The sequence below is a fragment of the Microtetraspora malaysiensis genome (genome assembly GCF_050947145.1).
In the GTDB taxonomy this organism is placed as follows: domain Bacteria; phylum Actinomycetota; class Actinomycetes; order Streptosporangiales; family Streptosporangiaceae; genus Microtetraspora_A; species Microtetraspora_A malaysiensis.
Window position 1 is genome coordinate 1,698,716 of record NZ_CP191998.1, and the last position, 24,314, is coordinate 1,723,029.

The window sequence follows — 24,314 nt, forward strand, 5'->3', positions numbered from 1 at the left end:
ACATCGCCTTCGGGCGCCCCGAGCCCGCCGAGCGGAGCGAGGCCATTCAGCTCAGCCGCCGACGTGTTTGAGCGCGAGCAGGGCCAGGGCGAGGACCACCGTCAGGGCGATGACCATGGGCGGCAGCCCGAGGAAGCCGTGGTGGTGGACCTTGGCCCGGCCCGCTCGGCACACCGGGCAGCGGCCTTCGACGACGGGGCCGGCGCACGCGGCGCAGATCAGATGTTCACAGCTCATGGCAGCTCTCCCTTCCCCTCAGGTAGACCCTAATCGTTTTGTTTCCGTTATGGACGTTCCATGCCAGTGTTACCCCCTAGACTGGCCTTCCGCCAATCGGAACGTCGATCCTTCGTAAAGAGACCGGCCCCTCCGGGCTGGTTGTCCCAACCCCTAGACTGGCATGCCGTGATGCGCCCGTGATCCATTTCGATAATGTCTCCAAGGTCTATGCGAACCAGAACCGGCCCGCCCTCGACCACGTGAGCGTGGATGTCGACAAGGGCGAGTTCGTGTTCCTCGTCGGTCCATCGGGATCGGGGAAGTCCACCTTCCTCAGGCTGGTCCTCAAGGAGGAGCGGCCCAATTCCGGCGCGATCCACGTCGCCGGTAAGGATCTCGCGAAGCTCTCGAACTTCAAGGTGCCGCACCTGCGGCGCCGCATCGGATGCGTCTTCCAGGACTTCCGGCTGCTTCCCAAGAAGAACGTCTACGAGAATGTGGCGTTCGCCCTCGAGGTCATCGGGAAGCCCCGCCGGTTCATCCGCAAGGTCGTCCCCGAGGTCATCGAGTTGGTCGGCCTGGAAGGCAAGGCCCACCGCATGCCGGAGGAGCTGTCGGGTGGTGAGCAGCAGCGGGTTGCCATGGCCCGCGCGTTCGTGAACCGTCCTATGATCCTCCTTGCCGACGAGCCGACCGGGAACATCGACCCGGCGACGAGCATCGGCATCATGAAGGTGCTCGACCGCATCAACAGGACCGGCACCACCGTGCTGATGGCCACGCACGACGCGGCCATCGTCGACTCCATGCGGAAGCGTGTGGTCGAGCTGGAGGACGGCAAGATCGTCCGTGACCAGTCGCGCGGGGTGTACGGCCAGGCGTACTAGCCCATGAGTGGCGGTCCGGGGCGGCGCGAGGCGCCGCCTGGGCGCCGCGTATTCAGTTTGGAGTAACAGGGAGCATGCGGGCCAATTTCATCTTTTCCGAGGTCTGGATCGGCCTCCGCCGAAACCTCACGATGACCATCGCGGTCGTCGTGACCGTCGCGGTCGGCATGGGGCTGCTCGGCATCGGACTGATGATCAACTCCCAGGTCTCGTCCCTGACCAACTACTGGATGGACAGGGTCGAGCTCTCGGTCTTCCTCTGTGGGAAGAACGACGCGTTCCCCGCCTGCAAGAACAAGGGCGCGATCACCCAGGACCAGAAGACCAACCTGAAGAAGGCGATCGAGGGCCTGCCCGACGTCCAGAAGGTCGACTACGAGGACCAGAACCAGGCGTACCAGAACTTCAAGGAAAACGGGGGCAACAACATCCTGCTCTCGGTGATCAAGCCGGAGGACCTGCCCGAATCCTTCCGGGTGAAGCTCAAGGACCCGGACAAGGCGTCGGCGGTCGAGGAGAGCCTGAAGGGCCAGGTGGGCGTCTCCAACATCGTGAACCAGCGGCAGATCCTCGACTCGGTCTTCGGTTTCATGGGGAAGCTCCGCAACATGGCCCTCGCGATCGCCATCCTGATGGTGCTCGCGGCGACCTTGCTGATCGGCAACACGGTCCGGCTCTCGGCGTACAACCGCCGGAGAGAGACCGGCATCATGCGGTTGGTCGGCGCCTCGAACGTCTACATCCAGCTTCCGTTCGTCATGGAAGGCGTCATCGCCGGCCTGATCGGTGGTGTTCTGGCCGCGGTCCTGCTGATCGTCACGAAGATCCTGATCTTCGACCAGATCCAGATGTACATGACCGCGCCGCTGAGCTGGAACACGCTCGCCGGGGTGATCACGCTGACCATGGTCGTGGGTGTGGTGATCTGTCTCCTCGCGTCCTTCGTGACCCTCCGGCGCTACCTGAAGGTGTGACGGGCCATGGTCGCGCTCTCCCGCGCCGTTCGAGGCTCCGGCCGCCGGTAGGCTCCCTATATGCCACGTGAGATCGGGCGCAAGCTCATCGCTCAGAACAAGCGTGCCCGGCACGACTATTTCATCGAGGACACGTACGAGGCCGGGCTCGTCCTCACCGGCACGGAGGTCAAGTCCCTCCGGGCCGGAAAGGCCAATCTCACCGACGGCTACGCGACCGTCGACGGCGGTGAGGCATGGCTGATCAACGCGTACATCCCTGAGTACAGCCAGGGCACGTGGACCAACCATGCCGCGCGGCGCACCCGTAAGCTGCTGCTGCACCGCAAGGAGATCGGCAAGATCCACCAGGTCCTCAAGGAACGCGGCCTGACCCTGATCCCCCTCTCCCTGTACTTCAAGGACGGCAGGGCCAAGGTCGAGATCGGCATCGCGCGCGGTAAGAAGGACTACGATAAGCGGCAGACCCTGATGGAGAAGCAGGCCGGCCGCGAGATGGCACGGGCGATGTCCAACGCCGTCCGGCGTCGGGGGGGCCGCTAGGCCGTGTCCGTCGCGAAAGCCGTACGGGCGGCGCTGGCCCTGGGGCTGGCCGTGCCCATGCTGACCGCCTGTTTCGAGGAGCCGTCCCCGCTCGACGCCGTACGAGATTTCCTCGTGGGCTGGCAGAGAGGGGACTACGCGGGCGCGGCCCGTAGGGCCGACGGCGACCCGGCCGTCGTACGGCAGGCTCTGGAGGACGTCGGCGTCCAGCTCGACGCCGCGTCGTTCCGGTTCTCGCTCAAGGGCGTGAAGCGTGACGGCGACAGCGCGAAGGCCGAGTACCACGCCGAGGTGGACCTCGGTGAGAACAACCCGCTGTGGGAGTACGACAGCACGCTGCCGCTCCACCGGGTGGACGGCCAGTGGAAGATCCAGTGGTCGCCGAGCGTGATCCACCCTGAGCTGCACGCCGGGGAGCGGTTCGCCGTGGACGTGGAGGCGCTGGCGCGGCAGCCGATCCTCGACCGGGCGGGCGAGTCGTTGCAGGACGAGACGATCCGCTACGTCGCGGGCGTCTATCCGGACAAGATCGCCGACAAGGCGGCGCTGTGCGAGAAGCTGTCCCAGGTGACCGGGTTCGCGGAGGACCGCCTGCTCAGCCGCATCCAGTCGTCGCCGCCGCAGTCGTTCGTGCCGCTCGCGACGTTCGGCGGCAAAACCTTCGGCCAGGTCAGGGACAAGCTGAAGGCCATCACGGGCATCACGATCCTGACGGACAGCCTGCCGGTGGCGCCCAAGTCGCCGAAGGACATCGTCGGCCGCGTCGCCGCGATCACCCCGGAGGCGGAGCAGCAGCTCGGCGGCCCGCAGCGGGCCGGCGACACCGTGGGCCGCGACGGCCTGCAGAAGGCCTATCAGGACCAGCTCACCGGCTCCACCGAGACCAAGGTCGTGATCCTCGACTCCTCGGGCAAGCAGGTCAAGGAGCTCAAGGCGTGGCCGGGCCGGGCGAACACCTCGGTCCGCACGACGATCGACTCCGGCCTGCAGGCCGCGGGGGACAGCGCCGTCGCCACGTCGCAGCAGGTCGCGCTGGTGGCGCTCCAGGCGTCCACCGGCGAGATCCGCGCGGTCTCCACCCAGGGGATGAGCCAGCAGAAGGACGCTCTGGCCGGGAAGTTCCCCGCCGGCACCACCTTCTCGATCATCGCCACCGACGCGCTGCTCAAGAGCGGCTTCGACCCCAAGCAGAAGGTGCCGTGCAGCGCGGACCGCTCGGTGGCCGGCGCGCGGTTCCAGCACGTCGGATACACCGGAGGGGCCACCCCGTCGTTCGCGGCCGACTTCGCGCATGGCTGTGTGACCGCGCTGGCGTCCCTGGCCCGGCGGGTCTCGGGTGACGCGGTCGTCGCGAGCGCGGAAAAGTACGGCATCGGCAGCCCGTGGGAGCTCCCGCTCGCCTCGTTCAGCGGCTCCCGGCCGAAGCCGGCGAGCGACGCCGCCACCGCCAAGCTCATCGCGGGGCAGAGCGTGCGGGTGAGCCCGCTGACCATGGCGCTCGTCGCCGGGGCGGTCAAGTCGGGCACCTGGCGTCCGCCGGTGCTGGTCACCTCGCCGTCCTCGCCGGACCCCACCGCGGAGGTGGCCCCGGCCGCGCCGCCCGCGCCCGTACCGCTCGACCCCACGGTCGTCGAGCAGATCCGCACGCTCATGCGCGCCGGGGTGACCTCCGGGTCGGCCCGTGCCGCCGCCGCTCCCGGCGACCCCGTGTACGGCGTGGCGGCCGGCATCGGCTACGTCGTGAAGAAGCAGCGGCGCGACCTGTCGTGGTTCGTGGGCTGGCAGGGCGACATCGCGGTCGCCGTGGTGGCGGAGAGCACCGACGCCTCCGCGGCGGCGACGGTGGCGGGGCGGTTCTTCCGCGCGGCGGACCTGAAGAAGCCCTGACAGAAAAAATTTTGAGAGGCGAGCAACCATCGGGGCCTCCCCAGGCGTCTGTCTAAGTGACTGAGCACCGCTTGGGGGGTTGCGGACTCAGTCACCGTGATGAGACCAGGGCTCCATCTCGGGGGGAGCCCTGCCGTCCGGACCGGCTCGACCCTGCCGGTCGGCCCCCGGGGGCGTGCGTGATGGCGCGCCTCCGGGGGCTTCGCCGTCTCCGGACGTTGGTCGGGAATTGGGTTCGCATGCCTGGTGTTGGGCATGTATGGTTGCGATGCCGATCCCCACGGGGGTCGGGTTGAAAATTCAACAGGGGGTGACCGGTTTCGACTTCGACATTGCAAGTCAGGGGAAGCGGGTCGAGGACTGCGGACATAACCTCGTTAACACTGTGACCGCAAACCAATAAGTGCCAATAACACGCGCACTGAGGTCAGCCAGGGTTCCCTGGCTCTCGCCGCCTAAGCAGCGAGTGACCTCTGTCAGCCCGGGAGCGCCTTCGGCCCGGATCTGACATCGCTAGAAGGCTCAACCGGCCGACCCGGTCACGGGGTCGATCGGGAAACCAAACAGTGACTGAGCCCGTCGGCGACTCGCCTGTGAGATTGCCGGGGCTGAGAAAGACGTAACAGGCTGCACCCGGAGAAGCCCTGTCTTGGTGTTGAAGGACGCGGGTTCGATTCCCGCCACCTCCACATGGGAGACCCGTGGTCGATGGCTTACCAGCCGTCTTCCGCGGGTCTTTGTTTTGCCCAGGGGGCGCCCCCCTTGGAACTCCGTCGTTGACCCGTGGTCGATGGCCTAGCGGCCGTCTTCCGCGGGTTTTTGCTTTGTTCAGGGGGCGGCCGATCCGAGCCGGCTGCCGCGCCGCACCGCGACCTCGTGCCGGTCCCACAACTTGGCGAACTCGGGGCTCGCGGCGCGCAGCCGGGCGACCAGCGGCGTGCTCGCGTCTTTCAGGCGTCGGCGCCCGCCGCGTACGCGTCGATCTCGGCGATCAGGGCGTTCTTGCCCTCCACCGTGAGGAACGACGCGCGTACGGCGTTGCGGGCCAGGTCGGCCACGCCGTCCCGGTCGAGCCCGAGCAGCTCCGCGGCCACCGCGTACTCGTCGTTCAGGGTGGTGCCGAACATGGGCGGGTCGTCGGAGTTGATCGTCACGGGCACGCCCGCCTTGACCAGGGCGGCGAGTGGGTGCTCGGCCAGGCTTCCGACGGCCCGGGTCCGCACGTTCGAGGTGGGGCAGACCTCCAGGACGATCCCCTCGGAGGCGAGGTGGTCGAGCAGCGCGGGATCCTCGACGCTGTGCACGCCGTGCCCGATCCGCTCGGCCTTCAGCTCGCGGATCGCCTCCCAGACCGTCGCCGCCCCGGTCGTCTCGCCCGCGTGCGGGACGGAGCGGAGCCCGGCGGCGCGGGCCGCGGCGAAGTGCGGCGCGAACTGCGTGCGCGGCACGCCGATCTCCGGACCGCCGAGGCCGAAGCTGACCAGGCCGTCCGGACGCTGCTCCAGGGCCACCTTGAGGGTCTGGTCGGCGCCGGGGATGCCGTCCTCGCCGGGGATGTCGAAGCACCAGCGCAGGATCGTGCCGTAGTCGCGCTCGACCGCGCGCCGGGCGTCCTCGATCACCTCGCAGAACTCGGCGGCGGCGAACCCCCGGGAGAGGTGCAGGTGCGGTGTGACGGTGAGCTCGGCGTACCTGACCCGCTGCGCGGCCAGATCGCGGCCGACGCCGTGGAAGAGCGCCCAGACGTCCTCGGGGTCCCTGATCAGGTCGACGACGGCCAGGTACACCTCGATGAAGTGGGCGAAGTCGCGGAAGACGAAGTAGTCCGCGAGGAGGTCGGGGTCGGCCGGGACCGGCGTGGAGCCCTCGTGGCGCGCGGCCAACTCGGCCACGATCTGGGGCGACGCGGAGCCCACGTGGTGCACGTGCAGCTCGGCCTTGGGCAGTCCGGCGATGAATTCGGTGAGGTCGGGAGCGATCACCGGATGACGGTAACAACGGCCGCCGACTCCATACCAAGCCCGAACGCCCTTTCTCACACAAGAATGTCAGGATCAGCCGGGGAGCTGGCCGAGGGTGACGGTGACGGTGCTCGTGGTCCCGCTCGGGTACAGCAGCGTGACCTTGGCGCTCTCGCCGGGACGGAGCCGGGCGAGCGCCTCGGACAGCGCCGTCGTGTTCGGGGTCGGGGTGTCGTTGACCTTGACGATCACGTCGCCCGGCCTGATCCCGGCCTGTTCGGCGGCGCCTCCGTTGGTGACCCGGCCGACCAGCACGCCGATCGGTGAGCCCAGCGCGTCGACCGCGGTGCCCACCTGGATGCCGAGCGCCGCCCGGCGGCTGTTGACGACCCGGCCGTTCTTGATGATCTGGTTGGCGATGTCGGTCGCCGTGTCGCTCGGGATGGCGAAGCCGATGCCGGGCGCCGCGCCCAGTTCGGGGTCGACCGCGGCCAGGCTCGGGATGCCGATGACGTTGCCGTTCAGGTCCACCAGCGCGCCGCCGCTGTTTCCCGGGTTGATCGCGGCGGAGGTCTGGATGGCGTCCGGGATGGTCGAGGTGGGCGTGCCCTCGCCGCTCGATCCGCTGACGGTGCGGCCCAGCCCGGAGACGATGCCCTCGGTGACGCTGCCGGAGTAGCCGAGCGGGTTCCCCATGGCCAACACGATCTGACCCACCCGCAGGTCGGCGGAGCGGCCGAAGGACGCGGGCTGCAGGCCCTGCGTGTTGTCCACCTTGATCACGGCGAGGTCGCCGGCCGGGAAGACGTTCATCACCCGGGCGGTCCGCGGCTTCCCGCCCGTCGCAAGCGTCACGGAGAACCGCTTGGCCCCATTCACCACGTGGGCGTTCGTCAGGATGTGGCCGTCCTTGTCGTAGACGATGCCGGAGCCCAGGCCCTGCTTGGTGGTGATCTGCACGATCGATGGCAGGACCCGCTTGATGACCTGCTCGTACGTGCTCTCCTGCCCGGACGTGCCGCCCGGTTGCGCGGGTGGCGCGCCGGCCGGGGCGGTCGGTGACGGGGGCGGCGTCCCGGTCGGAGCGGACAGCCCCGCCGTGAGGCCGGCTGTCGGGCTTCCGCAGGCCGTGCCGACGAGCAGTGCCATCGACGCCGCGGTGCGGCCGAGGGTGCGTGAACATCCCATGCGCGAGCGACTACCCCCATGGAGGGAGGTATTCCTGACGGACTGTGACAATGCCGTCGCGACCCGGCGTTTGTCGCGTAATCTGCGGGCATGGCCGAGGCTGGTGAGCCGTACACGACCCCGATGCCCCAGATGCGGCCGGAGCCGCCTCCCGGCCCGCGGCGGGCCCGCCTGATCTACACCGCGCTCGCGTGCGCGGGGACGGCCGCCGCCATCGTGCTGGTGTTCACGGCGTTCTCCGGCGACCGGCCGGGGGCCGCGCCCGCGTCGCTCCACCAGGGGCGGTCGGCGACCGGTCCCGCCGCCTCGGCGGCCCCTTCCACGTCCGCCTCGGCCGTACCGCGGCCGGTCCGGCTGCCCCCGGTCCCCACGGCGCTGTCCATGGTGGTTCACCCTGGCGCGGGCACGCCGGCGGGGGACTTCGTGGTGGACGCGAAGTCGGGCATCGGGTACGCCGGGTTCGCCGCCCCGTGGCGGACCGCCACCGCCCCGGCCCCGTTCGTGCACGCGCAGCGCGCGGGCCGGGCGCTGATCGTCTCCTGCCCGATGCCGGGCGCGGTCCCGGAGGCCCTCACCGCGCCGGAGGCGTACCGGACGGTCGCGGCGCGGGCGGCGAGGTGGACGCTGCGCTTCCAACCGGAGGGCGGTTCCCTCGACTGGACGGCGTCGCAGCCGCTGCGCCGGGGGTCGGGGTGGCTGCTCGGCTACCGCGTGACGTACCGGATCGACGGGCGCAGGCACGTGTCCGAGGCGATCGTGGCCGTGGTCGGCACCGGCAGGACGAAGCCCGCGCTGCTGTTCGCCACGGTCCCCGACACGAGCCAGGAGCTCTATCGCGACCTCAATATGCTCTTTTGGACCCTTCGCCCGATGTAGAGAGGTGTAGCCGGAGAACAAAGCTCCAGAATATGATTCTGGGGCATTTCCCTGCGACGGTTCGAGCCTGGAGGGTCGGATGGCGATCGGTCTGAGCGAGGAACACGAGGCGCTGCGCGAGTCGGTCACCCGGTGGGCTGAGCGCACCATTCCCGCCGACGTGGTGCGGAGCGCGGTGGCGGCCGCCGGCGGCGGGGCCGAGGAACGGCCTCCCTTCTGGGCCGGCCTGGCCGAACAGGGGTTGCTCGGCCTGCACATCCCCGAGGAGCACGGCGGCGCCGGGTACGGCCTGCTGGAGGCGGCGGTGGCGATCGAGGCGCTTTCGGAGCGGGTGGCCCCGGGCCCGATCGTGCCGACCGTGCTCGCTGGCGCGGCGATCCTGTCGGCCGACGGCAAGGCCCACGCGGAGCTGCTGCCCGGGTTGGCCGACGGCACCCTGGTCGGGGCGGTCGCGCTCACCGGAGCGATCTCCGGCGTCCGCGAGGACGGCGTGCTGACGATCAGCGGCGTGGCCGAGCCGGTACTCGGCGCGACGCTCGCCGACGTGCTGGTGCTGCCGGTCTCGACCGACCGCGGCGAGGAGTGGGTCGCGCTGGACGCGGCCCAGGCGACCGTCACCGCGATCCCGTCGCTCGACCTCACCCGCGGCGTGGCCAAGGTCGAGGTGGCGTCGGTGGCCGTGCCCGCCGAGCGCGTGCTCGACGGACTGGAGGGCCCGGACGTCCTCAATCTGGCCGCGATCGTCCTCGGCGCGGACGCGGCGGGCGTCGCCTCCTGGTGCGTCTCGGCCGCTGCCGACTACGCCAAGGTACGCGTGCAGTTCGGCCGCCCGATCGGGCAGTTCCAGGGCATCAAGCACAAGATCTCGCGGATGCTGGTCGCGCTGGAGCAGGCCAGGGCGACGGTGTGGGACGCGACCCGCGCCACCGGCGAGGAGCTGGCCTACGCCGCCGCGATCGCGGGCGTGACGGCCCCCGACGCCGCCGTGCAGTGCGCCAAGGACGCCATCCAGACGTTCGGCGGCATCGGCTACACCTTCGAGCACGACGCACACCTGTACTACCGGCGCGCGCTGAGCGTGCGGGCGCTGCTCGGGCCGTCGGCGGACTGGGCCGAGACCGTCGCCTCGCTGGCGCTCGGCGGGGTCTCCCGCGAGCTGGAGATCGACCTGCCCGAGGAGGCCGAGCGGCTGCGCGCCGCGATCCGGGAGGAGATCGCCCGGATCGCCGAGCTGCCCACCGCGCCGGACGGCCCCGGCAAGCGGGGCAGCGAGCAGAAGCGCGCGCTGGCCTCCTCCGGCTTCGTCCTGCCGCACCTGCCCAAGCCGTGGGGCCGGGGCGCCAACCCGCTGGAGCAGGTCCTGATCCACCAGGAGCTGCGCGCGGCGAAGGTCGCGCTGCCCCAGATGATCATCGGCGCCTGGGTCGTGCCGTCCATCGTCACGTACGGCACGCCGGAGCAGCAGGAGCGCTTCCTGCCGCCGACGTTGAGCGGCGAGATGATCTGGTGCCAGCTCTTCTCCGAGCCGGGTGCGGGCTCCGACCTCGCCTCACTGCAGATGAAGGCGGAGAAGGTCGAGGGCGGCTGGCGGCTCAACGGTCAGAAGATCTGGACGTCGGTGGCGCACGTCGCGGAGTGGGCCATCTGCATCGCCCGCTCGGACAGCAGCCGGCCCAAGCACAAGGGCATCACGTACTTCATCGTGGACATGAAGGCGCCGGGCGTGACCGTGCGGCCGCTGACCGAGATGACGGGGGAGAACCTGTTCAACGAGGTCTTCCTCGACGACGTGTTCGTGCCGGACGACCTCGTCGTTGGCGCGGTCAACGAGGGCTGGAAGGTCGCCCGCAACACCCTGTCGAACGAGCGGGTGTCGTTGTCGTCCGGCTCGGGCGGGACCGGCGCCTCGGTCCCCGACCTGCTCGGCCTGTGCGGCAGGCTCGGCCGGGAGCTCACCGCGGTGGAGCGGCAGGAGCTCGCCCACGTCGTCTGCGAGAGCCACTCGATCAACGCGCTGTCGCTGCGGGTCACGCTCAAGCAGCTCGCCGGGAACGAGCCGGGCGCGGACGCGTCCGTGCGCAAGCTGCTGTCCACCTCGCACGCGCAGAACGTGGCGCAGGTGGCGGTCGGCCTCCTCGGGGCGGCGGCGGTGACCGCCGCCGACTGGAAGCTCGGCGACGCGGGCCACTGGAACCGGGCCATCCTCGCCACCCGCGCGATGACGATCTACGGAGGCACGACCGAGGTGCAGCTCAACATCATCGCGGAGCGGATGCTGGGCCTGCCCCGCGATCCGGAACCGGGTAAGTAGTCCCGGTTGGCCCCCCGGCACGCCCGCGCGCTCGCCCGCCTCGGCCCTGCGGCGCTCGGGCTGCTGCTCGGGGCGCTGGCGCTCGGGCCCGCGCTGGGGCCGGGGTACGTGCTGCGGTACGACATGGTGTTCGTGCCGGACCCGCCGCTGGTCCTCGGATCGGGCGGGTCCGGTGGCTTCCCCCGGGCGGTGCCGAGCGACCAGGTCGTGGCGCTGCTGTCGCTCGCGCTCCCGGCGGACGTGGTGCAGAAGGCGCTCCTGCTCGGCGTCTTCGTGCTCGCCGCGTCGGGGGCGGCGGCGCTGCTGCCGGGGGACCGGCCGGCGGCGCGGCTCGCGGCCGCCGCCTTCTACGCGTGGAACGCCTATCTCGCGCAGCGGCTGCTGCTCGGCCAGTGGGCACTGCTCCTGGGGTTCGCCGGGCTGCCCTGGGCGGTGCGCGCGGCGGCGCGCGGCCCCACCACCCGGCGGGACGCCGTACGGCTGGCGGCGGCGCTCGTCCCGGCGGCGGTCGGCGGCTTCCAGGCGACGCTGGTCACCGCGATCACCGTGCTGCCGGTGGCGGCGCTGTCCGGGCGGCCCCGCGCTCTGCGGGCGGGCGTGCCGGTGACCGCGCTGCTCGTCGCGGTGCTCAGCCTGCCGTGGCTGGTCCCGGCGCTGGGCTCGCGCGCGGTGACGGACCCGGCGGGGGTGGAGGCGTTCGCGGCGCGGGCCGACGGGCCCTTCGGGACGCTCGGCAGCCTGCTCAGCCTCGGGGGTGTCTGGAACGCCGAGGCGGAGGTGCCGGGGCAGGGCTCGTGGAGCGTCGCCGCCGTACGTCTCGTCCTCAGCCTGGTGGCGCTGGCCGGGTTCGCGGGATTCGCCCGGGCCGCCGTCGCGGGGGAGCGGCGGTTCGCCCGCGGGTCGGCCGTGGCGGCTGTCGTGGGTCTGGGCGTGGCCGGCCTCGGCGCGTTCGCGCCCGGCGTGCTCAAGGGGCTGATCGGGTGGTGGCCGGGGTTCGGCCCGTTCCGCGACGGCCAGCTCTTCATCGTGCCTCTCGTGCTCTGCCAGGCGCTGGGCTTCGCGTACGCCGCCGACCGGCTCGGGCGGATCGGGTTCGCCGCGGCGGCCGTGCCGGTCCTGGTGCTGCCGACGTTCGCCCTGGGCGCGTTCGGCCGGCTGGCGGCGGTGGACTATCCGGACGAGTGGCGGCGGGTCCAGGCGGTGGTCAACGCCGACCCGGCCCCGGGCGCGCTGGTGTCGCTGCCGTGGGGCGCGCACCGCGCGTTCGCGTGGAACGGCGGGCGGGTGATCCTCGATCCGGCCACCAAGATGTTCGCCCGGCCGGTCCTGTGGGACGACACGCTGGTGGTCGAGCGGCGGGCCGGGGGCGTGATCCGGGTCGCCGCGGAGGCGCCGCGGGCCCGGCGGATCGGCGCGTTGATCCGGGACGGGCGCGGCCCGCTCACCGCGGCGTTCGTCCGCGAAGAAGTGAGATTCGTTCTCATCGCGCAAAAAAATGAGAACGAGTTCTCGTCTCGGTTTCCCGGTGTGCGGCCGATTCTCCGTGCCGGAGAGCTGCTCTTGTTGCGGTTGTGAGCTGCGATTATTCGGCAATTGGGCCAGTACCAGAGGGTAACTTGCATTGTCACGGTTTGACTAACGCTCTGGCTTATGACCTGTATCACGTTCTACTCTCGGCACACTGCGTACGGACCCGGGAGGGAGAGGCACGATGTTGAAGGTGCTTGCCGCGCTGGCGGTCGGAGCGGTGCTCGCCGGCGTCGCCTCAGTGGCGGTTGTCAATGTCGCATCGCCGACGCCGGAGCCTCCGAACAAGCCGCTCTACAACTACGGCACTCGCTGATCTCTCCGATCGCACTGATCTAGATCACCGGTAATTCCGGTCCGCGGGCCCGGCGGGCGATGGGTTCTGTTTCGTCATGCCTTTTTCCGGGTCTCCGGGCCGCCGCAAGTATTCACGAAATTTCCCGCCTTTCCGATTTTCTTCGCAGAACGCGGCGGAGCCACATCAGAAAGCTGGGCGCGGCGGAGCCGTACCGGACTCAGGGTGCGGCGGAGCCCGCACCAGGGAGCACAGTGCGGCGGAGCCGTACGAGGAACGGGAGGAGTGATCGTGGCCGTACCGGAAGTGGGCGCGAACGGCGGCCCGTTCGCGCCCGAGCGGCGCGGCCGGCACCGTCCCCAGCTCCTCGGGGCCGCCGCCGCCCCCCAGCGCTCCTTGCGCGGCGTGCGGGTCGCCGTGCTCAACTTCCGCGAACCGCTCCAGTCGGCCGCCGGGGGCGCCGAGGAGTACGCCTGGCAGGTCAGCCGCTTCCTCGTGGGCGAGGGCGCGCTGGTCCACTTCGTCACCAGCCGGGAGCCCGGGCAGCGCGCGGCCGAGCGGCGGGACGACATCGAGCTGCGGCGGATGGGGAATCGCTACCTCGTCTACCTGCTCGTGTCGCTGTGGCTGCTGCTCAGGCGGCGGAGGTTCGACCTGGTCATCGACTCGATGAACGGCATCCCGTTCTTCGCGCCCCTGGTCGTCGCGCGGCGCACCGCCGTCGTGTCGCTGGTCCACCACGTCCACGACCGGCAGTTCTACGCGTTCTTCCCCCGCTGGCTGGCGTGGATCGGCTGCTTCGTCGAGGGGCCGGTCGCCCGCGTCGTGTACCGGAACCGGACCACGGTCACCGTCTCGGAGTCGTCGCGCGACGAGCTGCGCGCCCGGCTGCGCTGGCAGGCGCCGATCGTGGTCATCCCCAACGGGAGCCCGGTCGCCCGGCCCATCGCCGACATGCCGGTGCAGGGCGAGCCGGCCCTCGTGTACGTGGGCCGCCTCGTCGGGCACAAGCGGATCGACCGGGTCGTGGACCTCGCCGCCGACCTGCGTGAGGCGTGGCCGGGCCTGGCCGTCCACGTGGTCGGGCGCGGTCCCGAGCTGGACGCGCTCGCGCGGCGGGCGCGGGAGCGCGGCGTGACCGAGCGGGTGCGCCTGCACGGTTACCTCTCGGAGCCGGAGAAGAACGCGGTCATCAAAGCGGCGGTGCTCAACGTGACCGCCTCGGAGTTCGAGGGCTGGGGCCTCACGGTGATCGAGGCGGCGGCGCTCGGCGTGCCCACCGTGGCGTACGACGTGGCCGGGCTGCGCGACTCGGTCAACGACGGGGTGACGGGCTGGCTGGTGCGCGAGGGCGACTGCCTGGCAGCCGTCGTCGAACGCGCGCTCAAGGAGCTGGCCGACCCGGCGCGGCGCGCCCGGATCCAGGCTGCATGCCGAAACTGGGCAAGGGAGTTCACATGGGGCAAAACCGGAGCTAGCATGGCGGATCTCATCGCCGCCGAGCTCGCCAAGAGCACCCCCCTTCCCGGAGCAGCTCAGTGACCCTTGCCGGCTGGATCCGCCAGGTGGCACCACCCCCCTCAGTCCAGGAGAACGGCCTCGGGAACGGCCCCCGGAACGGCCGTGAGAACGGCACGGAGAGCCGCGCCGCGGCCGACCCCGGGACGCGGTCGCACCACGACGGCGGTGACGGCGGGCGGGACGGCGGTGGCGGCGGGCGGGACGGCGGTGGCGGGGACGGCGGCTACAGCGCGCGCTTCCGGCATCGGCTGCGCCTGCTCGCGGGATGCCTGCTCCTCGCCGCGGTGGCCTTCAACACCGCCACCGAGAAGATCATCGCCGAGACCAAGCTCGACATGGCGGTCAACCCGCTGGCGTTCCTCGGCCGCGCGCTGCACCTGTGGGACGACGCCTACTTCGGCCACCTGCAGAACCAGGCGTACGGCTACCTGTTCCCGATGGGCCCCTTCTACGCGCTGTTCCTCGCGCTGGACATGCCCGCGTGGAACGTGCAGCGCCTGTGGATGACGTTCGTGCTGTGCGCCGCCTTCCTCGGGACGGTCCAGCTCGCCCGCGCGCTGCGGATCGGCACGCCGGGCGCCCGGATCCTCGCCGGGTTCGCGTACGCGCTGGCCCCGCACGCGCAGGCGCTGATCGGCATCAACTCCTCGGAGTTCCTGCCCAGCGCGTTGCTGCCGTGGGTCATGCTGCCGCTGGTCAAGGGGGCCAGGGGTGAGCTGGGGCCGCGCCGGGCGGCGGCGCTGTCGGGGGTCGCGTTCCTGTTCTGCGGCGGCGTCAACGCGGCCGCCGAACTGGCCGTGCTGATCGTCCCCTTCGTCTACCTGCTCACCCGGACGCCGGGGCCGCGTCGCCGGCGGCTGCTCGCCTGGTGGCTCGGCGCGGTCGCCGCCGTCGCCTGCTGGTGGCTGGTCCCGCTGCTGGTGATGGGCCGGTACGTCTTCTCGTTCCTGCCGTACATCGAGAACGCCGCCGCCACCACCCAGGTCACGTCGCTCACCAACACCCTGCGCGGCACGTCGAGCTGGCTCGCGTTCCTGTCCGTGGACGGCGAGCCGTGGATGGCCGTGGCCTACGAGCAGGCGCTGCGCCCCTGGCTGATCGTCGTCACGGTGCTGACCGCCTGCCTCGGACTGGCCGGCCTGCTGCGCCGTGACCTGCCCGAGCGCGCCTTCCTGCTGATCTCGCTCCTGACCGGGGTGGCGATCGTGGTCGCCGGGCACGCCAGCGCGGTCGCGGGCCCGCTCAACCCTCCCGTGCTCGGCCTGCTCGACGGCGTGCTCGCGCCGTTCCGCAACCTGCACAAGTTCGACGCGCTGATCCGGCTGCCCATGGCGCTCGGCCTGGCCGGGCTGCTCACCCTGGCCCGGGCGCGGTGGCGGCCGCCGCTCGCCGCGGCGAGCGCCGCGCTGGTCGCGCTCACCTGCGTGCCCGTGGTCGCCCAGGGGCTCGCCCCCTCCGGGGCGTTCGCGGAGATTCCGGACTACTGGAAGCAGGCGACCACCTGGCTGGACGACAACGCGGGCGACGGCACGGTGCTCGCCCTGCCCGGGTCCAAGCGCGGCGAATACCTGTGGGGCCGCCCCCTCGACGAGCCCATGCAGCCGCTGCTCACCACGCGCTGGGCGACGTACACCATCGTGCCGTGGGGGTCGGCGGGCGTCACCCGGCTGCTCGCGGCCATCGACGACCGCTTCTCCAGCGGCCGGGGGTCGGTCGGGCTCACCGCCACCCTGCGCCGGATCGGGGTCTCCCACCTCGTCGTGCGCAACGACCTCGACCGGCGCACGATCGGCGGCGCCTGGCCGGCCCGCGTCCACCAGGCGATCGAGGACTCGCCCGGCCTCAGGCTGGTGGCGCAGTTCGGCCCCGGCGTCGGGATCGCCCAGAACGACACCGCCTCCGGCTGGCTGGACCAGCCGTACCACGCGGTGGAGATCTACCAGGTCGGGGACCCCGCCCAGCGCGCCGGGACCGTGCCGGTCGCGGGCGCGCTGCGGGTGGGCGGGGCGCCGGAGGCCCTGCTCACCCTCGCCGAGCAGGACCTCCTCTCCGGCGACCGCCCGGTGATTCTCGGGGACGACCCGGGCGCCCTGGACATCCCGCCGTACGACACGATCGTCACCGACACCCTGCGGAAGAGGGGGGTCGCGCTCAGCGACCTCAGGCAGTCGTCCACCGCCACCCTGACCAGGGACGACCCCGACCCGGGCACCGACCTGACCGACCCGGCGTGGACGACGTTCCAGTCGACCGCCCGGCTGTTCGAGATCGTGGACGTGCGCGCCTCATCGTCCGAGGCGGACGTGACCGCCATGCCGGGCTCGCGCGACCCCGGGCGCCAGCCGTACGCGGCGCTGGACGGGGACCGGCGGACGGGCTGGCGCTCCAGCGGCTGGAAGGGAGCGGTCGGCGAGTGGCTGGAGGTGCGCCTCACCCGGCCGGTCCGCCTGCCGTACGTGACGATCGCGCTGGAGCAGGCCGCGATCGGGCCGCCGCCGTCGGAGATCGAGGTGGAGACCGACGCGGGCACGCTGCGCCAGCCGGTACGCGCCACCGAGGATGAGCAGCGGCTCGCCGTCCCGCCCGGCGAGACGAGCCGGATCCGCGTCCGGGTCACCCGGCTGGCCTATTCGCCGAAGACGACGCTCGGCAGCCGGGTCGGCGTCACCGAGCTGACCATCCCCGGCGTACGGCCGGGCCGTACCATCGTCGTCCCCGAGGTGCCCGGCGACCGGTCCGGCGAGGCGACCGTGTCGTTCAGCCGCAACGGGAACGTGCCCGGCTGCATGCGCGGCTCCTACGTGTGGACGTGCTCGGGGCGGCTGGAGGTGCTGGGCGAGGACGGGTACGGCTTCGACCGCTCCTACGTCTCGCAGGGGTCGGGGGACCGGGTCGTCACCGGCCGGGCCGTGCTCACCGACCGCACGGCGATCGAGAAGCTCACCACGCTCCCGAACGACCCGCTGACCGTCACGAGCTCCTCGACCTTCACCGGCCACCCGGCGGCGCTCGCCAGGTCCGCCTTCGACGGCGACCCCAAGACGGTCTGGTACGCCTACCCGTTCGACCGCAAGCCGTCGCTCGACGTGCGGCTGGCCCAGGTGACCACGCTGTCCCGGATCAAGGTCGTCTTCCCCGACTCCCACCTCGGGGCCCCTCCCGTACGGGTGACGCTGCGGGCGGAGGGCGGCGTCCGCGAGGGCTGGGTGGGCCGCGACGGCTGGATCGCCTTCCCTCCGCTCAAGGCGCGCGAGCTGACCATCGAGTTCAGCGCGCCCAGCTCGCGCTCGCTGGAGGTCACCGACATCACGATCCCCGGCGTGCGTCCCCTCGGCGGGCTGGGCGGCTTCCCGCTGCGGCTGCCCTGCGGCTACGGGCCGACGCTGCGGGTCAACGACGTGCCGGTGAACACCGAGATCGTCGAGGGCACGCTGGCGGACGTCCTGGCCGGCCGGGAGCTGACGTACCGGTCGTGCGAGCGGGTGAACGTCCTCCCCGGAGAGACCCGGCTGACCGCGGCGGCGAACGATCCGTACCGCATCCAGACGGCGGTCGTGCGGGCCCCGGGCGCGGCGACGGCTCCGGCCACTGGGCCGGCCACCGCGATGCGCGCGGTCGACGAGGAGGAGTGGACCGGCTGGGAGCGCCGGGTCCGCGTCGCGGCCGGCCAGGAGAGCTACCTGGTCGTCAACGAGAACTTCAACCAGGGCTGGCACGCCTACGCGGGCGACCGGGCGCTGACCGCGGTGCGGCTCGACGGCTGGCGGCAGGCGTGGATCCTGCCCGAGGGCACCGCGGGGACCGTGACCATGCGGTATGAGCCGGACGCGGTGTACCGCGCCGGGCTGGTGGCGGGAGGCGTCCTCTCCCTCCTCGTGGTCGCGCTCGCGCTGGTGCCCGCCCGCCGCCGGGACGGCCGCGTCCTGCCCGCCTGCGCGCCGAGGGGTGTCGCGGCGCGGTGGCTCTGGCCGGTCGCCGCCGCGTACGGCTTCTGGACCGGCGGCGTCGCGGGCCTCGTCGTGCTGGCCGCGCTCTTCGCCGCGACGGTGTGGTTCCGCCGGGTCTCGGCCGCCGCGCACGCCAGACGCGGCGTCCTGTTCCGCCTGCTGCGGGCGCTCGCCTCGCCGCGCCTCGGGATCGTGGCGTTCGCGCTCGCCGGGCTGAGCCTGGCCGTGGGGACGTACCTGCTCGGCATGGAGAACGCGGCGTGGGGCCGCCCGCTGACCGATCTGGTGCCCCAGCTCCTCTGCCTGGCGCTGCTCGGCTGCCTGTTCGGGAACATCCCCGGCCGGCCGGCCGTCGTCCGGGCGCCCTCGCCCTCGCCCTCGCCGCCGCCGCGGGTCGAGATCGCCACTCGTGATCCCAGCCTTTCGGGAGTACCGTGACAAACGTGATCACGCCCGTCGAGGGAACGGCGAAGATCCGGATCACGCTCTCGCCCGAACTCGTGTCCTTCCTCGGCGGCACGCGTGACCTTCTCCGCCGGCACGGCCTCCTCCTCACCGCGCTCGGACTCGTCCTGCTGCAGACCGCGTGGAAGGCGTCCGTCGTCGCCGAGGCGTTCTTCAAGGAGGACGACTTCGAGTTCATGGCGCGCGCCGTCGAGAGCGGCCTCACCTGGGACTACCTCACCCGGGTCCACCACGGCCAGTTCATGCCCGGCGGCTTCCTGCTCGCCTGGGTGACCGCCCGGCTCGCGCCGTACGGCTGGGGCCTGGCGAGCGGCACCGTGCTCGCGCTGCACGCGTGCGCCGGCCTGGCCGTCTTCCGGATGCTCCGGGTGGTGTTCGGGCCGCGGCGGGCCGTCATCGTGCCGCTGCTCGTCTTCCTCGTCGCCCCGGTGACCGTGCCCGCGCTCGCCTGGTGGGCGGCCGGTCTCAACACCGCGCCGCTGCAGATCGCGCTGCCCATGGCGGTCGCCTCGCACGTGCTGTACCTGCGCTCCGGGCGGGCCGTCCACGTCGCGGCCGCCGCCGGGTGGACGCTGTTCGGGCTGGCCTTCTTCCTCAAGGCGTTCGCGATCCCGCTCGTCCTGCTCGCGCTGACCGCCGTCTACTTCGGCGGCCCGCGTGCCGCGCTGCGGCGGCACGCCCGGGTCTGGCTCCTGTACGGCGGGACGCTCCTCGCCTACCTGGCGCTGTACCTGGTCCGCGCGGCGGCGGGCGACGCCGAGGGCGCCGGCGTGCCCGAGGCGGACGACGCGGTCGGGTTCGTGTGGGAGCTGGTCGCGCGCACGTTCCTGCCGACCGTGCTCGGCGGGCCGTGGAAGTGGTTCTCCGGCGGCGACTGGGCGGTGACGTCGCCGCCCGGCCTGCTCGTCGCGCTCTCCTTCGTGGCGGTCGCCGCCCTGTTCGCCGGCACCGTGCGCTACCGCCGCCACGCCGCCGCCGTGTGGGGGATCCTCCTGGCGTACGTCGTGGTCGCGGACATCGTGCCGCCGCTCTACGGCCGCGTCTCCCTGGTGGGCTCCTTCGCGGGCAGCGACTCGCGCTACGTGGCGGACGCGGTGCCGCTGCTCGCGCTGGTCGCGGCCCTCGCCGTGCTGCCGATCGCGGGCGAGGCGGCGCCGTACCGCAGGGCGCTGCCGTCCCGGGAGGCCGTCTACGGCCTGGGCGGCCTGCTGGTGGGCGGGTTCACGGTCGCCTCGCTGGCGTCCACGGCCGTCTTCGGCGGCCACCTCGGGAGCGCGCGGCGCCATTCCTACCTCGCGACCGCCGAGCGGGCCCTCGCCGCCGCCCCCGCGGACGCCGTCGTCTACGACCGGACGGCGCCCACGGACGTCCTGGCCCCGTCCTACGGCCCGTACGCGCTGACCTCGCGGGTGCTCGGGCCGCTCGCGCCGCCGGAGCTGCGGAAGCGGATGTACCGGCCCCCGGCGTCGCCCGTGGGGTTCGTCTTCGACGACGCCGGACGGCTGGTCCCGGCCGAGGTGAAGGGGGAGAGGACCGTGCCGACCGCCCTCGACGGGTGCTGGCCGGCGTCCGGAGCAGCCGTCGAGGTGCCGATCAGGAGGCCGGCCACGGCCGCGGGTCCGGCGGGCACGCTGGTCCGGCTCGGGTACGCCTCGCGCGTGGCGGTCGGGGTGACGCTGTGGATCGGGGACAGGAGCACCCAGCTCCTCCTCAGGGAGGGCTTCGGCAAGGTCTTCTTCCTCGTCCCGCCCGGTGTCGACCGGGTGCTGGTCACCGACGTCCCGGCGGGCAGCGGCTTCTGCACCGGCGACGTCACCGTCGGGGAGGCCGTGCCCACGCCATGACCCCGCCCACGACCCTGACCTCCACCCCGGCCCTCGCGAGCGCGGCCCGCGCGGCCGCCGCTCTGCTGCGCACGGCCGCCACGCGGCGCGCCCTGGCGCTGGTGCTGGTCGGCGCGGGCGGCTTCCTGCTGACGCTGGTGCCGCTGCTGCGCGGCTACGTGTACGACCAGGTGGTGCGCGCCCCGCTGGAGCGGTCGTCGGTCGCCCGCCTGTACGCCAAGTCGGCGGCGTTCTTCGACCCGGGGACCCAGCGGAGGCGCGCCGGGCCGATCGTGCTGACCCGTACGGTCACCGGCGACGCGAAAGCCGGGGACGACGACCACGCGGTGTGGATCGAGTTCGCCTCGCTCACCACGCTCGAAGGCGACCGGATCGGCTACCACGAGCGGCGGGTCGGCTTCGACCGGCGGACCGGCGCGATCGCCGACTGCTGCGGCGCGTACGTGGACGGCGACACCTCGGCCCGCCAGTCCGGCCTGGCCTTCCGGTGGCCCCTCGGCGCGCAGGAGCGCGACTACGAGTACTACGACGTCGAGTCGCGGCGGGCGCTGCCCATCGCGTTCTCCGGCGCCGAGACGCTGAACGGCACGCTCACCTATCGGTACACGCAGCGCACCCTGCCGGTGAAGATCGAGGACGTGGCGACGCCGCTCCCCGGGCGGCTGCTCGGCCTGCCCGGGACGCGCTCGGCGCCGGTCACCCGCTGGGCGCGGACCGAGCGGACGATCTGGGTGGAGCCGGTCAGCGGCGTCCCGGTCAAGACCGAGGAGCGGGTCCGCCACACCTTCCGCACCGCCGACGGCGTGGACCGGCTGGTCGCCCTCCAGGCGGATCTGCGCACGCCGGCGGAGGATCTGGCCGCGAACCTGGCCGAGGCCGAGGCGTTCGCGTCGTGGACGCGGTGGATCCGCGTGGTCCTCCCGATCGCCGGGGTCGCACTCGGCGCCGTCCTGGTCGGTGCGGGGCTGCTGCTCCGCAGGTCAGCGCTTGCGGAGCACGAGGAGCAGGTTCCAGGTCACGACCTCGCGGACGCCCGGTAGGAGGACGACATGCCTGGCCCACCGGGGGTGATAACGCGGAAGCGCCTCGACCAGCTCGGCGTCCCCCCGGAGGTGCTCACGGCGGGCCCAGGCGAGCATCTCCGCCACGGTCACCGCGTACATACTCTCGCCGTAGACGTTCTTGGGGCGGCGGCCGTATCGGCGCTCGTAGCGGCGGGCCGCGCGGTGGCCGCCCAGGTAGTGCCACGGCGACGTCTCGTGGCCGCCCCAGGGCGAGAACCAGCTCGTGTACGAGAGATAGATGAGCCCTCCCGGCCGGGTGACCCGGACCATCTCGGCGGCCATCGCGCCCGGGTCCGGAACGTGTTCCAGCACATTGGAGGAGAAGCAGACGTCCACGGAGCCGGTGCGCAGCGGCAGGCACAGGGCGCTGCCGAGCACCGCGCCCTCCGGCATGGCGCCGTCCCTGGCCCGCATCTCGCCGGCGTCGCAGTCGACGCACATCGTGCGCGCGCCGGCCTCCCGGAGGGCGTCGGCGAAGTAGCCGGGGCCGCCGCCCACGTCCACGACCAGCGCCCCGTCCAGGCGGGTGTAGCCGCGGAGCTGGGCGACCGTGTCGGTGGCGAGCATGCCGTAGAAGAAGTCGGGGTCGGTCTGCTCCTTGCGGAACGCGCTCAGCAGCCGGACCGAGCGGGCGAGGTCGGCGCGAAAGGGTGGGATGTGGGTCTCCACGCGGCGGAGCTTACACGGTATATAGAACGTGTTGCGATATAGAACCTGTTTCATTGGCGAATTCTGCGGAAGGGTCCTCCATGACCGAGACGGACGTCGCGCGAGAGGGGCGGCCGGACGTCGTCCAGATCCGCATCCCCTCGCTGCGGCTGGGCCCGGTCGTCCTCGCGGCGCTCGCGCTGATCGTGATCTCGCTGCTGCTCAAGGGCGGGGTACTCGCGCGCGGCTACTTCATCGAGGACGACTTCCTCTTCGTCGGGGACGCGTACGAGCACAACCTCACCTGGGACTACCTCACCCGCGTGCACAAGGGGCACCTCATGCCCGGCGCGCTGGGCCTCGTCTGGGTGCTCTCCCGGATCGCCCCCTATAACTGGTTCCTGGTCGCCGCCGTCATGCTGGCGCTGCAGGCGGTGGCGTCCGTGGGGATGCTGGTGCTGCTGCGCCGCCTCTTCGGCGACCGGGTCGGCATCCTCGTCCCGCTCGCCCTGTACCTCTTCGCGCCGCTCACCGTGCCCGCGCTGAGTTGGTGGTCGGCCGCGCTCAACGCCGTGCCGCTCCAGGTCGCCATGGTGTTCTCCCTGGCCGCGCACGCGCGGTTCCTGCGCGACGGGACCGCGCGGCACGCCTGGCAGGGCCTGGCCTGGGCGGCCTTCGGGATGGCGTTCTCCACCAAGGGCGCCTTCCTGCCCCTCGTGACCTTCGCCCTCACCACCGCGTACTTCGGGACGGGCCGTACGCAAGGCTGGGTGCGGGCGGCGGTTCGCGAGCTGCGCGCCCGCCCCCGCGTCTGGGGCGCGTACGCGGCGCTGCTCGCCGGCTACACCCTGCTCTACCTCCTGCGGCAGGGGACCGCGGGGGAGGAGGGGGCGGGGACTCCCAAGGCGGACGTGGCCCTCGGCCTCGCCGGCTGGATGCTCGGCCGCACCTTCCCGACCGGGATCGTCGGCGGCCCGCTGAACTGGGGCGGCCTGGCCGGAACCGGAGGGCTCGCCGACCCGCCGGTCGCCATGATCGTGGTTTCCTGGCTCGCGCTGGCCGCCGTGGTGGTGTTCACCTGCCTCTACCGCAGGCGCGCCTGGCGGGCGTGGACCGTCGCCGCCCTCTACGTCGTCGTCGCCGACGCGATCCCGACCATCCTGGCGCGGGGCAGGTACACGGCGCTGGTCGGCACCGAGACCCGCTACGTCGCCGACGCCGTCGTCGTCTTCGCCGTCTGTCTCGCGCTGAGCTCGCTGCCGCTCCGGGGCGAGGGCGACGCCTACCGCAGGCCGCTGCCCGGTGTCATGCCGCTGACCACGGCCCTGCTCACCGTCGCGTTCCTGGTGGCCTCGGTGGCGTCCGTCAACGCGTACGGGAACACGGTCACCGCCGCCGACCGGGTCCGGCCGTACGTGGAGAACGTGCGGGACGCGCTGGCCCGGCTGCCCGAGGGAGCCCAGATCTACCCTCGGCCCGTTCCCGATCAGGTGGTCCTGCCGTGGAACGGCGACCGGCGACTGACCTCGCGCGTCCTCGCCCCGCTTGCGGACGAGGCGCTCCGGGCCCGGATGCGCGACCCCGCCCCGGCCGAACGGCCGTACGTCGTGGACGACTCGGGGAAGATCGTGGCGATAGATCACCTTTATGGGTACTTCGACATGGTGGAGGACCTGAACGGCGACGGCGGCAGGGCCACGGGGACCACGGGCCGCAGCGTCGGGGGCAGGGCCAAGGGACGGGCGTGCTACGAGCTGCGGGCCGGTGCCGTCGCCTTCCCCGTCGAGTCGTTCGGCGGCCCCGAAGGGGTGGGCGCCCTGTCGTACCGCAGCACGCGTCCCGTCACGGTCGAGGTGTCCCTGGGCGAGGTGATCCGGCGGCTCGACCTGCCCGCGACGGCGGAGAGCCGGCTCGTCTACTTCCCCCACCCGGGGGCCGGAGACGGGCTGCGCATCGCCCTCGACGACCCGGGGACCACCGGGTTCTGCCTCAAGGCGGTGGCCTTCGGCGCCGCCGTCCCCGCCGACGCTCCCTGAGCCCGCGCGGCGCCGTATCCCGGTCAAGCTCCAGAGGAACGCGGGAGAGCGGCACGAGCCCGCGGCCGCCGCCGGCGCGTCCGACGCCGCGAGTCTCGTATACGCGCCGTATATACCCTCA

17 protein-coding genes and 1 other RNA gene are annotated in these 24,314 nt (G+C 72.2%); 14 read left to right on the forward strand and 4 right to left on the reverse strand.

Annotation, left to right across the window (positions count from 1 at the left end; translation table 11 throughout):
- Window positions 1–51 precede the first annotated feature (51 nt).
- Window positions 52–237 (reverse strand): hypothetical protein, encoded by a 186-nt coding sequence (locus ACQP1V_RS08365; RefSeq protein ID WP_387408520.1) that lies wholly within the window; start codon window positions 235–237, stop codon window positions 52–54.
- 179 nt (window positions 238–416) lie between these two features.
- On the opposite strand from ACQP1V_RS08365, the gene ftsE reads away from it, so the two are divergent.
- From ftsE to ssrA, 5 genes are all read left to right on the forward strand, one after another.
- The gene (ftsE, locus tag ACQP1V_RS08370) at window positions 417–1,106 is read left to right on the forward strand and encodes a cell division ATP-binding protein FtsE (RefSeq protein WP_067129239.1); all 690 of its coding nucleotides are present in this window, start codon (window positions 417–419) and stop codon (window positions 1,104–1,106) included.
- Window positions 1,107–1,180: 74 nt separating this feature from the next.
- Window positions 1,181–2,080: a permease-like cell division protein FtsX gene (ftsX, locus tag ACQP1V_RS08375; RefSeq protein ID WP_067129236.1), complete on the forward strand. Its 900-nt coding sequence runs from the start codon at window positions 1,181–1,183 to the stop codon at window positions 2,078–2,080.
- Between the two features lie 60 nt (window positions 2,081–2,140).
- On the forward strand, window positions 2,141–2,623 hold the full coding sequence (gene smpB, locus ACQP1V_RS08380) for an SsrA-binding protein SmpB (protein WP_067129232.1): 483 nt from the start codon (window positions 2,141–2,143) through the stop codon (window positions 2,621–2,623).
- Window positions 2,624–2,626: 3 nt separating this feature from the next.
- Window positions 2,627–4,510 (forward strand): penicillin-binding transpeptidase domain-containing protein, encoded by a 1,884-nt coding sequence (locus tag ACQP1V_RS08385; protein ID WP_433420537.1) that lies wholly within the window; start codon window positions 2,627–2,629, stop codon window positions 4,508–4,510.
- Between the two features lie 306 nt (window positions 4,511–4,816).
- Window positions 4,817–5,202, forward strand: a transfer-messenger RNA (tmRNA) gene (ssrA, locus tag ACQP1V_RS08390).
- A 258-nt stretch (window positions 5,203–5,460) separates the two neighbouring features.
- Here the strand turns inward: ssrA and ACQP1V_RS08395 are convergent.
- Together ACQP1V_RS08395 and ACQP1V_RS08400 are read right to left on the reverse strand one after the other, a co-directional pair.
- Window positions 5,461–6,492, reverse strand: a complete 1,032-nt coding sequence (locus ACQP1V_RS08395) for an adenosine deaminase (protein ID WP_433420540.1) — start codon at window positions 6,490–6,492, stop codon at window positions 5,461–5,463.
- Window positions 6,493–6,564: 72 nt separating this feature from the next.
- Window positions 6,565–7,620 carry a S1C family serine protease gene (locus ACQP1V_RS08400; protein ID WP_433420542.1) on the reverse strand — a complete coding sequence of 352 codons (1,056 nt, stop codon included), beginning with the start codon at window positions 7,618–7,620 and terminating at the stop codon, window positions 6,565–6,567.
- 129 nt (window positions 7,621–7,749) lie between these two features.
- On the opposite strand from ACQP1V_RS08400, the gene ACQP1V_RS08405 reads away from it, so the two are divergent.
- The 8 genes from ACQP1V_RS08405 (at window position 7,750) to ACQP1V_RS08440 (ending at window position 21,485) form a co-directional block, all read left to right on the forward strand.
- The gene (locus ACQP1V_RS08405) at window positions 7,750–8,535 is read left to right on the forward strand and encodes a hypothetical protein (RefSeq protein ID WP_433420544.1); all 786 of its coding nucleotides are present in this window, start codon (window positions 7,750–7,752) and stop codon (window positions 8,533–8,535) included.
- A 79-nt stretch (window positions 8,536–8,614) separates the two neighbouring features.
- A complete protein-coding gene (locus tag ACQP1V_RS08410; RefSeq protein WP_433420547.1) occupies window positions 8,615–10,846 on the forward strand; it encodes an acyl-CoA dehydrogenase in 2,232 nt (743 codons plus the stop codon).
- 6 nt (window positions 10,847–10,852) lie between these two features.
- Complete coding sequence (locus tag ACQP1V_RS08415; protein ID WP_433420549.1) at window positions 10,853–12,421, forward strand: hypothetical protein; 1,569 nt, start codon at window positions 10,853–10,855, stop codon at window positions 12,419–12,421.
- 136 nt (window positions 12,422–12,557) lie between these two features.
- Window positions 12,558–12,689: a hypothetical protein gene (locus ACQP1V_RS08420; RefSeq protein WP_281195720.1), complete on the forward strand. Its 132-nt coding sequence runs from the start codon at window positions 12,558–12,560 to the stop codon at window positions 12,687–12,689.
- 267 nt (window positions 12,690–12,956) lie between these two features.
- Window positions 12,957–14,210 (forward strand): glycosyltransferase family 4 protein, encoded by a 1,254-nt coding sequence (locus ACQP1V_RS08425; RefSeq protein WP_433425782.1) that lies wholly within the window; start codon window positions 12,957–12,959, stop codon window positions 14,208–14,210.
- Between the two features lie 23 nt (window positions 14,211–14,233).
- Window positions 14,234–18,574, forward strand: a complete 4,341-nt coding sequence (locus ACQP1V_RS08430; protein WP_433420552.1) for an alpha-(1->3)-arabinofuranosyltransferase domain-containing protein — start codon at window positions 14,234–14,236, stop codon at window positions 18,572–18,574.
- A 5-nt stretch (window positions 18,575–18,579) separates the two neighbouring features.
- On the forward strand, window positions 18,580–20,445 hold the full coding sequence (locus ACQP1V_RS08435) for a hypothetical protein (RefSeq protein WP_433420555.1): 1,866 nt from the start codon (window positions 18,580–18,582) through the stop codon (window positions 20,443–20,445).
- Window positions 20,442–21,485, forward strand: a complete 1,044-nt coding sequence (locus ACQP1V_RS08440) for a DUF3068 domain-containing protein (protein WP_433420558.1) — start codon at window positions 20,442–20,444, stop codon at window positions 21,483–21,485. The genes ACQP1V_RS08435 and ACQP1V_RS08440 overlap by 4 nt, the downstream gene beginning before the upstream one ends.
- On the opposite strand, the gene ACQP1V_RS08445 is transcribed toward ACQP1V_RS08440, so the two are convergent.
- On the reverse strand, window positions 21,426–22,178 hold the full coding sequence (locus tag ACQP1V_RS08445; RefSeq protein WP_433420561.1) for a class I SAM-dependent methyltransferase: 753 nt from the start codon (window positions 22,176–22,178) through the stop codon (window positions 21,426–21,428). The two genes, ACQP1V_RS08440 and ACQP1V_RS08445, sit on opposite strands and share 60 nt — an antisense overlap.
- Before the next feature lie 80 nt (window positions 22,179–22,258).
- Between ACQP1V_RS08445 and ACQP1V_RS08450 the strand changes: the two genes are divergently transcribed.
- Window positions 22,259–24,193: a hypothetical protein gene (locus ACQP1V_RS08450; RefSeq protein WP_433420563.1), complete on the forward strand. Its 1,935-nt coding sequence runs from the start codon at window positions 22,259–22,261 to the stop codon at window positions 24,191–24,193.
- The last annotated feature ends 121 nt before the right edge of the window (window positions 24,194–24,314 follow it).